Below are 12947 nucleotides of genomic sequence, written 5' to 3'. Positions count from 1 at the left end.
TGCCAGCACGAACAGGCCCACGCCGTTCTCCCGGGCCAGGTCGACGGCGGGCTTCAGCGAGCCGTAGCCGAGGTACGGGGAGACCGTCAGGGCGTCCGAGAACAGCGGGGCGTCCCTGTGCAGGAAGGACTCGGCGTAGGCGGCCATGGTCGAGCCGATGTCGCCGCGCTTGGCGTCCATGACGACCAGCGCGCCGGCCGCCCGGGCCTCCTGGACCGACTTCTCCAGGACGGCCACGCCGCGCGAGCCGAAGCGCTCGAAGAACGCGCTCTGCGGCTTGAGCACGGCCGCCCGCTCGGCCACCGCCTCGACCACGGTGCGGCTGAAGCGCTCCAGGCCGGCCACGTCGTCGTTCAGGCCCCACTCGGCGAGCAGGGAGGCGTGCGGGTCGATGCCGACGCACAGCGGGCCGCGTTCGTCCATCGCGCGGCGCAGCCGGGCGCCGAAGGGCTCGAGTTCGGTCATGCCGGTCATCGGGATTTCCTCACATCGGCGCCGACCGCGTCGGCGAGGGTGGCGTACGGGCTCTGCCGCAGGCGGGCGGCGAGGCCCTGGTGGATCGCGCGGCCCCAGAAGGGCCCCTCGTAGATGAACGCGCTGTAGCCCTGGACCAGCGTGGCCCCGGCCAGGATGCGCTGCCAGGCGTCCTCGGCGGTCGTGATGCCGCCGACGCCGATCAGGGTGATCCGGTCGCCCACGCGCGCGTACAGGCGGCGCAGGACCTCCAGGGAGCGGTCCCTGAGGGGGGCGCCGGAGAGGCCGCCGGTCTCCTTGACCAGGGCGGGCGTCGACCGCAGGCCGAGTCCTTCGCGCGCGATGGTGGTGTTGGTGGCGATGATGCCGTCCAGACCGAGTTCGACGGCCAGGTCGGCGACCGCGTCGACGTCCTCGTCGGCGAGGTCCGGGGCGATCTTGACCAGCAGGGGCACGCGCCGGGCGGGCACCGCGCGGTCGGCCGCCTCGCGGACGGCGCTCAGCAGGGGGCGCAGCGCCTCGGTGGCCTGGAGGTTGCGCAGGCCGGGGGTGTTCGGGGAGGAGACGTTGACCACCAGGTAGTCGGCGTACGGCGCCAGCCGCTCGGCGGACTTCACGTAGTCGCCGGCGGCCTCCTCCTCGGGGACGACCTTGGTCTTGCCGATGTTGACGCCGACGACGGTCCGGAAGACGGGGTTGCGGGAGGCCAGACGGGCCGCCACGGCCCGCGAACCGTCGTTGTTGAAGCCCATGCGGTTGATCAGCGCCCGGTCCTCCGCCAGGCGGAACAGCCGCTTCTTGGGGTTGCCGGGCTGCGGCTCCCCCGTGACGGTGCCGATCTCGACGTGGTCGAAGCCGAGCATCGCCATGCCGTCGATGGCGACCGCGTTCTTGTCGAAGCCGGCGGCGAGCCCGAAGGGGCCGTGCATGCGCAGGCCCAGGGCCTCGGTGCGCAGCTCCTTGTACCGGGGCGCGAGCGCGGCGGCGACGAAGGTGCGCAGCACGGGGACGCTGGCGGCGAGCCGGATCCAGCGGAAGGCCAGGTGGTGCGCCTGCTCCGGGTCCATCCGGGAGAAGAAGGACTTGAAGAAGATCTTGTACATGTGTCCTCGTAAGGCCATAGAGGCTCGTGGGGGCTCATGAAGAGGGGGACACCGTTTCCGGTGTCCCCCTCTCTCGGGCTGCTAGTCGCGGGCCGCGGTCAGGAACTCGGCGTGTTCCTGGAGTGAGCGGACTCCCACGTCGCCGCGGTTGAGGGCGTCGATGCCCTGGACGGCCGCGGCGAGCGCCTGGACCGTCGTCAGGCACGGCACGGACCGGGCCACGGCCGCCGTACGGATGTCGTAGCCGTCGAGGCGGCCGCCGGTGCCGTACGGGGTGTTGACGATGAGGTCGACCTCGCCGTCGTGGATGAGCTGGACGATGGTCTTCTCGCCGTTCGGGCCGGTGCCCTCGGACTGCTTGCGGACCACCGTGGCGTTGATGCCGTTGCGGCGCAGGACCTCGGCGGTGCCGGAGGTGGCCATCAGCTCGAAGCCGTGGGCGACCAGCTCACGCGCCGGGAAGATCATCGAGCGCTTGTCGCGGTTGGCCACCGAGATGAAGGCGCGGCCCTTGGTCGGCAGCGGCCCGTACGCGCCCGCCTGCGACTTGGCGTACGCCGTGCCGAAGACGGAGTCGATGCCCATGACCTCGCCGGTGGAGCGCATCTCCGGGCCGAGGACCGTGTCGACGCCGCGGCCGTGGATGTCCCGGAAGCGGGACCACGGCATCACGGCCTCCTTGACGGAGATCGGCGCGTCCAGCGGCAGTTCGCCGCCGTCGCCCTTCGCGGGCAGCAGGCCCTCGGCGCGCAGCTCGGCGATGGTGGCGCCCAGCGAGATGCGGGCGGCGGCCTTGGCCAGCGGCACCGCGGTCGCCTTCGAGGTGAAGGGGACGGTGCGCGAGGCGCGCGGGTTGGCCTCCAGGACGTAGAGGATGTCCCCGGCCAGCGCGAACTGGATGTTGATCAGGCCGCGCACGCCGACGCCCTTGGCGATGCCCTCGGTGGAGGCGCGCAGCCGCTTGATGTCGAAGCCGCCGAGCGTGATCGGGGGCAGGGCGCACGCCGAGTCGCCGGAGTGGATGCCGGCCTCCTCGATGTGCTCCATGACGCCGCCGAGGTACAGCTCCTCGCCGTCGTACAGGGCGTCCACGTCGATCTCGATCGCGTCGTCCAGGAACCGGTCGACCAGGACCGGGCGGGACGGGCTGATCTCGGTCGACTCGGCGATGTACGCCTCCAGGCGGGTCTCGTCGTAGACGATCTCCATGCCGCGTCCGCCGAGCACGTAGGACGGGCGGACCAGGACCGGGTAGCCGATCTCGTCGGCGATGGCCTTGGCCCCGGCGAAGGTGGTGGCGGTGCCGTGCTTGGGGGCGGGCAGGCCCGCCTCGGCGAGGACGCGGCCGAAGGCGCCGCGGTCCTCGGCGGCGTGGATGGCCTCCGGCGAGGTGCCGACGACCGGCACGCCGTTGTCCTTGAGCGCCTGGGACAGGCCCAGCGGGGTCTGGCCGCCGAGCTGCACGACGACGCCCGCGACCGGGCCGGCCTGCTGCTCGGCGTGGACGATCTCCAGGACGTCCTCCAGGGTGAGCGGCTCGAAGTAGAGCCGGTCGGAGGTGTCGTAGTCGGTGGAGACGGTCTCCGGGTTGCAGTTGACCATCACGGTCTCGTACCCGGCGTCGGACAGCGCGAAGGAGGCGTGGACGCAGGAGTAGTCGAACTCGATGCCCTGGCCGATGCGGTTCGGGCCGGAGCCCAGGATGATCACCGCGGGCTTCTCGCGCGGCGCGACCTCGGTCTCCTCGTCGTAGGAGGAGTAGAAGTACGGCGTCCTCGCGGCGAACTCGGCGGCGCAGGTGTCGACCGTCTTGTAGACCGGGCGGATGCCGAGCGCGTGCCGGACCTCGCGGACGACGTCCTCGCGCAGGCCGCGGATCTCGCCGATCTGCTGGTCGGAGAAGCCGTGCCGCTTGGCCTCGCCGAGCAGGTCGGGGGTCAGCTCGGGCGCGGCGGCCAGCTCGTCGGCGATCTCCTTGATCAGGAAGAGCTGGTCGACGAACCAGGGGTCGATCTTCGTGTAGTCGAAGACCTCCTCGGGCGTGGCGCCCGCGCGGATGGCCTGCATGACGGCGTTGATCCGGCCGTCGGTGGGCCGCACGGCCTCCTCCAGCAGCGCCTTCTTGTCGCCGGGCTCGCCGACGAAGGTGAACTGGCTGCCCTTCTTCTCCAGGGAGCGCAGCGCCTTCTGGAAGGCCTCGGTGAAGTTGCGGCCGATGGCCATGGCCTCGCCGACCGACTTCATGGTGGTCGTGAGGGTGGAGTCGGCGCTCGGGAACTTCTCGAAGGCGAACCGCGGGGCCTTCACGACCACGTAGTCGAGCGTCGGCTCGAAGGAGGCCGGGGTCTCCTGCGTGATGTCGTTCGGGATCTCGTCCAGGGTGTAGCCCACGGCCAGCTTGGCGGCGATCTTGGCGATCGGGAAGCCGGTCGCCTTGGAGGCCAGCGCCGAGGAGCGGGACACGCGCGGGTTCATCTCGATGACGATGACGCGGCCGTCGGCCGGGTTCACCGCGAACTGGATGTTGCAGCCGCCGGTGTCGACGCCGACCTCGCGGATGATCGCGATGCCGACGTCGCGCAGGATCTGGTACTCGCGGTCGGTGAGCGTCATCGCGGGCGCCACGGTGATCGAGTCGCCGGTGTGCACGCCCATGGGGTCGAAGTTCTCGATGGAGCAGACGACCACGACGTTGTCGTTCTTGTCGCGCATCAGCTCCAGCTCGTACTCCTTCCAGCCGAGGATGGACTCCTCCAGGAGCACCTCGGTGGTCGGGGAGAGCGTGAGGCCCTGGCCGGCGATGCGGCGCAGCTCCTCCTCGTCGTGGGCGAAGCCGGAGCCGGCGCCGCCCATGGTGAAGGAGGGGCGGACGACGACGGGGTAGCCGCCGAGCGTGTCGACGCCGGCGAGGACGTCGTCCATGGAGTGGCAGATCACGGACCGGGCGGACTCGCCGTGGCCGATCTTCTTGCGGACCTCCTCGACGACGCCCTTGAACAGGTCGCGGTCCTCGCCCTTGTTGATGGCCTCGACGTTGGCGCCGATCAGCTCGACGCCGTACTTGTCCAGCACACCCTGCTCGTGCATGGAGATCGCGGTGTTGAGGGCCGTCTGGCCGCCCAGGGTGGGCAGCAGGGCGTCGGGACGCTCCTTGGCGATGATCTTCTCGACGAACTCGGGGGTGATCGGCTCGACGTAGGTGGCGTCGGCGATCTCCGGGTCGGTCATGATCGTCGCCGGGTTGGAGTTCACCAGGACGACGCGCAGGCCCTCGGCCTTGAGCACGCGGCACGCCTGGGTGCCGGAGTAGTCGAACTCGGCGGCCTGGCCGATGACGATCGGGCCGGAGCCGATGACCAGGACGGACTGGATATCGGTGCGCTTAGGCACGCTGGCCCTCCATGAGCTTCACGAAGCGGTCGAACAGGTAGGCGGCGTCGTGCGGTCCGGCCGCCGCTTCGGGGTGGTACTGGACGCTGAAGGCCGGCTTGTCGAGGAGCTGGAGGCCCTCCACCACGTTGTCGTTGAGGCAGACGTGGGAGACCTCGGCGCGGCCGTAGGGGGTCTCGGAGACCTGGTCGAGCGGGGCGTCGACGGCGAAGCCGTGGTTGTGCGCGGTGACCTCGACCTTGCCGGTCGTGCGGTCCTGCACGGGCTGGTTGATGCCTCGGTGGCCGTACTTCAGCTTGAAGGTGCCGAAGCCGAGGGCGCGGCCGAGGATCTGGTTGCCGAAGCAGATGCCGAACAGCGGGGTGCCGCGCTCCAGGACGCCCTGCATGACCGAGACCGGGTGGTCGGCGGTGGACGGGTCGCCGGGGCCGTTGGAGAAGAACACGCCGTCGGGGTTGACGGCGTAGACGTCCTCGACGCCGGCCGTGGCGGGCAGGACGTGCACCTCGATGCCGCGCTCGGCCATGCGGTGCGGGGTCATGCCCTTGATGCCGAGGTCGACGGCGGCGACGGTGAACTTCTTCTCGCCGATCGCCGGGACGACGTACGCCTCGGTGGTGGCGACCTCGGCGGAGAGGTCGGCGCCGCTCATCTCGGGGGCCTGGCGGACCTCGGCGAGCATGGTGCCCTCGTCGGGCAGCGCGTTGCCGGAGAAGATGCCGACGCGCATGGCGCCGCGCTCGCGCAGGTGGCGGGTGAGGGCGCGGGTGTCGATGCCGGAGATGCCGACGACGCCCTGGGCGGCGAGTTCCTCGTCCAGCGTGCGCGTGGAACGCCAGCTGGAGGGCACGCGGGCGGGGTCGCGGACGACGTACCCGGAGACCCAGATCTTCTTGGACTCCATGTCCTCGTCGTTGACGCCCGTGTTCCCGACGTGCGGGGCGGTCATCACGACGACCTGGCGGTGGTACGACGGGTCGGTGAGGGTCTCCTGGTAGCCGGTCATGCCGGTGGAGAACACGGCTTCGCCGAAGGTCGCCCCCACGGCCCCGTAGGCGCGGCCGCGGAAGATCCGGCCGTCCTCCAGGACGAGTACGGCGGGAGTCCTGTCAACTCCCCTGGTGGAGGTCGTCATCGTGCGCCTTCCGTTTCCGTCTTGTTGATCATGTCGTTCAGGGTCTCGACCCACTCGTTGTGCTCGGCCGCGTGGTCGGAGCGGAAACCGGAGTCGATCAGTTTGCCGCCGTGCTCCCAGGTGACGATCAGCAGACCGCCCTCCGTGAGCACCTTGCCGGCGATGCCCTTGTCGAGGCGGGCCTCGCGCAGTGCGGTGAGGGGGACGAAGAAGTCGGCAGCGCCGGGGCGTACGACGTCCAGTCCCGCGTCCGTCAGCGTGAGCTCGGCCCGGCTCCGGGTGCCCAGGCCGTGCGCCACGATGCGGTCGAGCCACTGCCCGGCGGTGGTGGAGCCGTGGTAGCGGCCGCTCATCGTCAGTCTCGCCGGACCCGGCTCGTCCGGCATTCCGGGCAGGGGCGGCTTGCCGCCTCCGTTGAGGGTGGTGGTGGGCGACGGGCGGGCGGGCAGCTCGGGCAGGTCGCCCTGGAGGGTGCTGCGCCACTTCCAGCCCTCGCGCATCAGCCAGTAGACGAGCGCGACGAACAGGCCGAGGCCGACGACCCAGCCGATGCGGGCGGCCCAGTCGGTCACTTCCGCCGATTCCTTACCGGCGGCCAGCAGCATTACAGGTGTCACGTGAGCTTCCCGTCGACGAGCGTGGCCTTGCCCCGCAGCCAGGTGTGTGTCACACGGCCCGGCAGCTCACGCCCCTCGTACGGAGTGTTGCGGCTGCGCGAGGCGAAGCCCGCGGGGTCCACCCGGCCACGGTATGCCTCCTCGACGAGAGTGAGGTTGGCGGGCTCACCAGCCGAGACGGGGCGTCCGTGTCCGGCGGCCCGTCCGATCCGCGCGGGCTTGAAGGACATCCGGTCGGCGACGCCGGCCCAGTCGAGCAGGCCCGTGTCCACCATGGTCTCCTGGACCACCGACAGCGCGGTCTCCAGGCCGACCATGCCCATGGCGGCGGCGGCCCACTCGCAGTCCTTGTCCTCGTGCGGGTGCGGGGCGTGGTCGGTGGCGACGATGTCGATCGTGCCGTCCGCCAGGGCCTCGCGCAGGGCGTGCACGTCCCGCTCGGTGCGCAGCGGCGGATTGACCTTGTAGACCGGGTCGTACGACCGCACCAGCTCGTCGGTGAGGAGCAGGTGGTGCGGGGTGACCTCGGCGGTGACGTCGATGCCGCGGGACTTGGCCCAGCGGACGATCTCGACGCTGCCGGCGGTCGACAGGTGGCAGATGTGGACGCGGGAGCCGACGTGCTCGGCGAGCAGCACGTCCCGGGCGATGATCGACTCCTCGGCGACGGCGGGCCAGCCGCCGAGGCCCAGCTCGGCGGAGACGACGCCCTCGTTCATCTGGGCGCCCTCGGTGAGGCGGGGCTCCTGGGCGTGCTGGGCGACGACGCCGCCGAAGGCCTTCACGTACTCCAGGGCGCGGCGCATGATCACGGCGTCGTGGACGCACTTGCCGTCGTCGGAGAAGACGGTGACGCCGGCCGCGGACTCGTGCATGGCGCCCAGCTCGGCCAGCTTGGCGCCCTCTAGGCCGACGGTGACGGCGCCGATGGGCTGCACGTCGCAGTAGCCGGACTCCTGGCCGAGCCGCCAGACCTGCTCGACCACGCCGGCGGTGTCGGCGACGGGGAAGGTGTTGGCCATGGCGAAGACGCTGGTGTAGCCGCCGCTCGCCGCGGCGCGGGTGCCGGTGAGGACGGTCTCGGAGTCCTCGCGGCCGGGCTCGCGCAGGTGGGTGTGGAGGTCGACCAGGCCCGGCAGCAGCACCTTGCCGCCGGCCTCGACGACCTCGGCGCCCTCGGCGCTCAGGCCGGTGCCGACCTCGGCGATGGTCCCGCCGTCGATCAGCACGTCCTGCGGCTCGCCGCCGAGGATCCTCGCACCGCGGATCAGGGTCTTGCTCATGTTCTTACTTCTCCTCGGTGGGGCGGGCGTGGGTGACGGCGGGCTCGGCGCCGCCGAGCAGCAGGTAGAGGACGGCCATGCGCACGGAGACGCCGTTGGTGACCTGCTCGACGACGGTGCAGCGGCCGGAGTCGGCGACCTCGGCGGTGATCTCCATGCCGCGGACCATGGGGCCGGGGTGCATCACGATGGCGTGGTCGGGCATCTTCGCCATGCGGTCGCCGTCGAGGCCGTAGCGGCGGGAGTACTCGCGCTCGGTCGGGAAGAACGCGGCGTTCATGCGCTCGCGCTGGACGCGCAGCAGCATCACCGCGTCGGACTTGGGGAGCGTGGAGTCGAGGTCGTAGGAGACCTCGCAGGGCCAGGTCTCGACGCCGACCGGCAGCAGGGTGGGCGGGGCGACGAGGGTGACCTCGGCGCCGAGGGTGTGCAGCAGGTCGACGTTGGAGCGGGCGACGCGGCTGTGCAGGATGTCGCCGACCAGGGTGACGCGGCGGCCGTCGAGATCCTTGCCGAGGCCGGTGTCGCGGCCCACCAGGCGGCGGCGCATGGTGAAGGCGTCCAGCAGGGCCTGGGTGGGGTGCTGGTGGGTGCCGTCGCCGGCGTTGATGACGTGGGCGTCGATCCAGCCGGACGTGGCCAGGCGGTACGGGGCTCCGGAGGCGCCGTGCCGGATGACGACGGCGTCGACGCCCATGGCCTCCAGGGTCTGCGCGGTGTCCTTCAGGGACTCGCCCTTGGAGACGCTGGAGCCCTTGGCGGTGAAGTTGATGACGTCCGCGGACAGGCGCTTCTCGGCGGCCTCGAAGGAGATCCGGGTCCGGGTGGAGTCCTCGAAGAAGAGGTTGACGACGGTCCGGCCGCGCAGGGTCGGCAGTTTCTTGATCGGCCGGTCCGCGACCCGGGCCATCTCCTCGGCGGTGTCGAGGATCAGGACGGCGTCGTCGCGGGTGAGGTCGGCGGCCGAGATGAGATGACGCTGCATCTGTCAGGCTCCGTAAGGCGATTCATGCGGAAGAGCGGGATAATTCGGGCGGCCGGGTGCGTGCGGGGGCACACCGGGGCGGCGTACGGCAGCGGTGTGCGCGTACGCGTGGAGCTAGGGGTGGGCGCCCGGGGTGTCCGGCTTGGCGCCGAGCAGCACGGTGTCGCGACCGTCCTCCTCGGCGAGCTGGACCTTGACCGTCTCCCGCAGCGACGTGGGGAGGTTCTTGCCGACGTAGTCGGCGCGGATGGGCAGCTCGCGGTGGCCTCGGTCGACCAGGACGGCGAGCTGCACCGCGCGCGGGCGGCCGATGTCGTTCAGGGCGTCGAGGGCGGCACGGATGGTGCGGCCGGAGAAGAGGACGTCGTCGACGAGGACGACGAGGCGGCCGTCGATGCCGTCACCGGGGATCTCGGTGCGGGCCAGCGCACGCGGCGGGTGCATGCGCAGGTCGTCGCGGTACATGGTGATGTCGAGGGAGCCGACCGGCATCTTGCGCTCGGTGATCTGCTCCAGCTTGTCGGCGAGCCGCCGGGCGAGGAAGACGCCCCGGGTCGGGATGCCGAGGAGCACCACGTCGTCGGCGCCCTTGGCGCGTTCGACGATCTCGTGGGCGATACGGGTCAGCACCCGCGCGATGTCGGGCCCTTCGAGCACGGGCCGCGCGTCGGACTGTGCGTCCTGCCGCCCGCTGTCCTGCTGCTTGCTGTCCTGCTGCTTGTCCATACGAAACGGACCTCCTTCTCCGCCTCACGGGACGGACCTTAAAGGACGTCGGATTTGCGCCACCTACGGTATCAGGCTCACGGGACCGCCTCGATCGGCCCCCCCGACACTCCCCCGTCACTCCCGCGCCGCGTCCGCGTCACCCGTTCGCAGCAACGGAGGGCGGCTACCACGGAAGCGTCGGTGCGGACCATTCGGCTTGACGCAGAAGAGTAACGCTGCGTAACCTCACAGTGAGTTACCAGCCGCGCGGCAGACAACACAGCCGGCCGCGTCGACACCTTGTCCGGGGAGCCATATGTCCAGCGAATACGCCAAACAGCTCGGGGCCAAGCTCCGGGCCATCCGCACCCAGCAGGGCCTTTCCCTCCACGGTGTCGAGGAGAAGTCCCAGGGCCGCTGGAAGGCGGTCGTGGTCGGGTCGTACGAGCGCGGTGACCGTGCCGTGACCGTGCAGCGCCTCGCCGAGCTGGCGGACTTCTACGGCGTTCCCGTGCAGGAGCTGCTGCCCGGCACCACCCCCGGTGGCGCCGCCGAGCCGCCGCCGAAGCTGGTCCTGGACCTGGAGCGGCTGGCCACGGTGCCGGCCGAGAAGGCGGGCCCGCTCCAGCGGTACGCGGCCACGATCCAGTCGCAGCGCGGCGACTACAACGGCAAGGTGCTCTCGATCCGCCAGGACGACCTGCGCACACTCGCCGTCATCTACGACCAGTCGCCCTCGGTGCTCACCGAGCAGCTGATCAGCTGGGGCGTCCTGGACGCGGACGCGCGTCGCGCGGTGGCCTCCCACGAGGACGCCTGAGCCGGGAGCGCTCCGCGCCAGAACAGCAGAAACGTGCCGCCGGGGTGGCCGGAAGCCTGAGGGCTTCCGGCCACCCCGGCGGCTTTCGCGGTTCCAGGGGCTTATGGAGCGCGGAGAGACGCCTGAGGGCCCGGGGCCGACCGTTGCCGGTCGATCCGGGCCCTCAGGCGTCTGTGTCCGTCTCCGTCAGGCCTCTTCACGGCGCAGCGAAGGCTTCAGTTCCTTCAGCCGGCCGAGCAGACCGTTGACGAACGCCGGCGACTCGTCCGTGGAGAACTCCTTCGCCAGCTGCACCGCCTCGTCCAGGACGACGGCGTCCGGGGTCGCGTCGACCCAGATCAGCTCGTACGCGCCGAGGCGCAGGATGTTGCGGTCGACGACCGGCATGCGGTCGAGCGTCCAGCCGACCGAGTACTGGGCGATGAGCTCGTCGATGCGCCTGGCGCGCTCGGCGTAGCCCTCCACGAGCTCCATCGTGTACTCGCTCACCGGCGGCTGCCGGGTGTCGGACCGGGAGTGCCGGACCCAGTCGGCGAGGACCGTCAGGACGTCGGTGCCGCGCTGGTCGCCCTCGAAGAGGATCTGGAAGGCGCGCTTGCGGGCCGTGTTGCGGGCGGCCACGGTTAGCTGTTCACCCGGCCGAGGTAGTCGCTCGTGCGGGTGTCGACCTTGATCTTCTCACCGGTGGTGATGAAGAGCGGGACCTGGATCTGGTGGCCGGTCTCCAGCGTGGCGGGCTTGGTGCCGCCGGTGGAGCGGTCGCCCTGGACGCCCGGCTCGGTCTCCTGGACGGTCAGCTCGACGGCGGCGGGCAGCTCGACGAAGAGCACCTCGCCCTCGTGCTGGGCGACGGTGGCGGTGAAGCCCTCGACCAGGAAGTTGGCGGCGTCGGAGACCGTCTTGCGGTCGACCATCAGCTGGTCGTAGGTCTGCATGTCCATGAAGACGAAGTAGTCGCCGTCCATGTACGAGAACTGCATGTCGCGCTTGTCGACAGTGGCCGTCTCGACCTTGACGCCGGCGTTGAAGGTCTTGTCGACGACCTTGCCGGAGAGCACGTTCTTGAGCTTGGTGCGCACGAAGGCGGGGCCCTTGCCGGGCTTGACGTGCTGGAACTCGACGACGGACCAGAGCTGGCCGCCTTCGAGCTTGAGCACCAGGCCGTTCTTGAGGTCGTTCGTGGAAGCCACGGTTGCGGAATCTCCTGGACTGGACTGACGTGGACGACCCCGGTGCCGGCCTGCGCACAGCGCGAAGGCTAGAGCGCGAGCAGCTCCTTGGTCGTGATGGTGAGTAGCTCGGGTCCGCCGTCCGCCTCGGGGCGCACGACGAGCGTGTCATCGATCCGGACACCGCCCCGGCCCGGGAGGTGGACCCCCGGTTCGACGGTGACCGGCACACAAGCGTCCAGTTTACCCATGGCCGCAGGGGCCAACTGCGGGTCCTCGTCGATTTCGAGTCCCACACCGTGCCCCGTGAGGGCCGGAAGGTTCTCCGCGTACCCGGCGGAGTCCAGCGCCTGGCGGGCCGCGCGGTCCACATCACGGCAGGCGGCGCCGGGTACGAGGGCCTCCCGGCCGGCCCGCTGCGCGGAGAAGACGAGGTCGTACAGCTCGATCTGCCAGTCGGCCGGCGAGGTGCCGATGACGAACGTACGGCCGATCTCGCAGCGGTAGCCGCGGTACGTCGCCCCGAGGCACACGGAGAGGAAGTCGCCCTCCTCCACCCGCCGGTCGGTGGGCCGGTGGCCGCGGCGCCCGGAGTTCGGGCCGGTGCCGACGGAGGTCGGGAAGGCGGGGCCGTCGGCGCCGTGGTCGACCAGGCGGCGTTCCAGTTCCAGGGCGAGGTGCCGTTCGGTGCGGCCGACGAGGATGGACTCCAGCAGTTCGCCGAGGGCCTGGTCGGCGATCTCGGCGCCGATGCGCAGGCAGGAGATCTCCTCCTCGTCCTTGACGACCCGGAGCTGCTCCACGGCCTGGCCGAGGTCCGTCAGGCGCAGCCCGGGGGCGACCGAACGCATGGCCCGCTGCCGGGCGACGGTGAGGTGATGGTCCTCGGTGGCGAGGGACTCGGCGCCCTGGGCCGCGGCGAGGCGGGAGGCGGCGACGGCCGGGTCACCGCCGGGGCCGGGCAGGGCGCGCAGGGGCAGGCTCTCGTCGGGCCTGCCCTCCGTGGGCCGCTCGTCCGGCGGTCCCGAGCACACCAGGAGATCCTCGGTCTTGCCCAGCAGCAGCACGGCGCCGTGCGGGGCGCCGCCCGCGAGATAGCGCACGTTGGCGGGCCGGGAGACGAGCGCCGCCGCGCTGCCGCCCGCGTTGCAGCGTTCTCGTAGGCGCGTCCGGCGGGCCGCGTACACCTCTGACATGACCCGAGCGTATGGCTCCGCCGGTGGGGGCGCCGCTTGAGAGGGCCGAGTGGGGAGGGGCGGGGCG

General features: G+C 71.1%; 12 protein-coding genes. 1 reads left to right on the top strand and 11 read right to left on the bottom strand.

Annotated elements, in window-relative coordinates; all coding sequences use genetic code 11:
* From pyrF to pyrR, 8 genes are all read right to left on the bottom strand, one after another.
* On the bottom strand, positions 1 to 465 hold a 465-nt coding region (gene pyrF / locus GTW67_RS18570; RefSeq protein ID WP_161165943.1), incomplete at its 3' end, for an orotidine-5'-phosphate decarboxylase.
* A 5-nt stretch (positions 466 to 470) separates the two neighbouring features.
* Positions 471 to 1577, bottom strand: coding sequence for a quinone-dependent dihydroorotate dehydrogenase (locus GTW67_RS18565; RefSeq protein WP_161165942.1), 1107 nt, complete (start codon positions 1575 to 1577; stop codon positions 471 to 473).
* Between the two features lie 81 nt (positions 1578 to 1658).
* Positions 1659 to 4967 carry a carbamoyl-phosphate synthase large subunit gene (carB, locus tag GTW67_RS18560; protein ID WP_161165941.1) on the bottom strand — a complete coding sequence of 1103 codons (3309 nt, stop codon included), beginning with the start codon at positions 4965 to 4967 and terminating at the stop codon, positions 1659 to 1661.
* Positions 4960 to 6102, bottom strand: coding sequence for a glutamine-hydrolyzing carbamoyl-phosphate synthase small subunit (carA, locus tag GTW67_RS18555; RefSeq protein WP_161165940.1), 1143 nt, complete (start codon positions 6100 to 6102; stop codon positions 4960 to 4962). Before carA ends, carB begins: the two co-directional genes overlap by 8 nt.
* Positions 6099 to 6719, bottom strand: a complete 621-nt coding sequence (locus GTW67_RS18550) for a PH-like domain-containing protein (protein WP_161165939.1) — start codon at positions 6717 to 6719, stop codon at positions 6099 to 6101. The genes carA and GTW67_RS18550 overlap by 4 nt, the downstream gene beginning before the upstream one ends.
* Complete coding sequence (locus tag GTW67_RS18545; protein ID WP_161165938.1) at positions 6716 to 8002, bottom strand: dihydroorotase; 1287 nt, start codon at positions 8000 to 8002, stop codon at positions 6716 to 6718. Before GTW67_RS18545 ends, GTW67_RS18550 begins: the two co-directional genes overlap by 4 nt.
* 4 nt (positions 8003 to 8006) lie before the next feature.
* A complete protein-coding gene (locus GTW67_RS18540) occupies positions 8007 to 8987 on the bottom strand; it encodes an aspartate carbamoyltransferase catalytic subunit (RefSeq protein ID WP_161165937.1) in 981 nt (326 codons plus the stop codon).
* 114 nt (positions 8988 to 9101) lie between these two features.
* Positions 9102 to 9713, bottom strand: coding sequence for a bifunctional pyr operon transcriptional regulator/uracil phosphoribosyltransferase PyrR (pyrR, locus tag GTW67_RS18535; RefSeq protein WP_161165936.1), 612 nt, complete (start codon positions 9711 to 9713; stop codon positions 9102 to 9104).
* 298 nt (positions 9714 to 10011) lie between these two features.
* Here pyrR and bldD point away from each other — a divergent pair, with 298 nt between their 5' ends.
* Positions 10012 to 10515, top strand: coding sequence for a transcriptional regulator BldD (gene bldD / locus GTW67_RS18530; protein WP_006131213.1), 504 nt, complete (start codon positions 10012 to 10014; stop codon positions 10513 to 10515).
* Between the two features lie 186 nt (positions 10516 to 10701).
* On the opposite strand, the gene nusB is transcribed toward bldD, so the two are convergent.
* From nusB to GTW67_RS18515, 3 genes are all read right to left on the bottom strand, one after another.
* The gene (nusB, locus tag GTW67_RS18525; RefSeq protein WP_161165935.1) at positions 10702 to 11136 is read right to left on the bottom strand and encodes a transcription antitermination factor NusB; all 435 of its coding nucleotides are present in this window, start codon (positions 11134 to 11136) and stop codon (positions 10702 to 10704) included.
* 2 nt (positions 11137 to 11138) lie between these two features.
* The gene (efp, locus tag GTW67_RS18520; RefSeq protein WP_161165934.1) at positions 11139 to 11705 is read right to left on the bottom strand and encodes an elongation factor P; all 567 of its coding nucleotides are present in this window, start codon (positions 11703 to 11705) and stop codon (positions 11139 to 11141) included.
* A 68-nt stretch (positions 11706 to 11773) separates the two neighbouring features.
* Positions 11774 to 12880, bottom strand: a complete 1107-nt coding sequence (locus tag GTW67_RS18515; protein ID WP_161165933.1) for an aminopeptidase P family protein — start codon at positions 12878 to 12880, stop codon at positions 11774 to 11776.
* Between the last annotated feature and the right edge of the window lie 67 nt (positions 12881 to 12947).

It is taken from the genome of Streptomyces sp. SID5910, assembly GCF_009862125.1.
Classification (GTDB): Bacteria; Actinomycetota; Actinomycetes; order Streptomycetales; family Streptomycetaceae; genus Streptomyces.
This window is presented reverse-complemented; position numbering and strand designations above follow the sequence as displayed.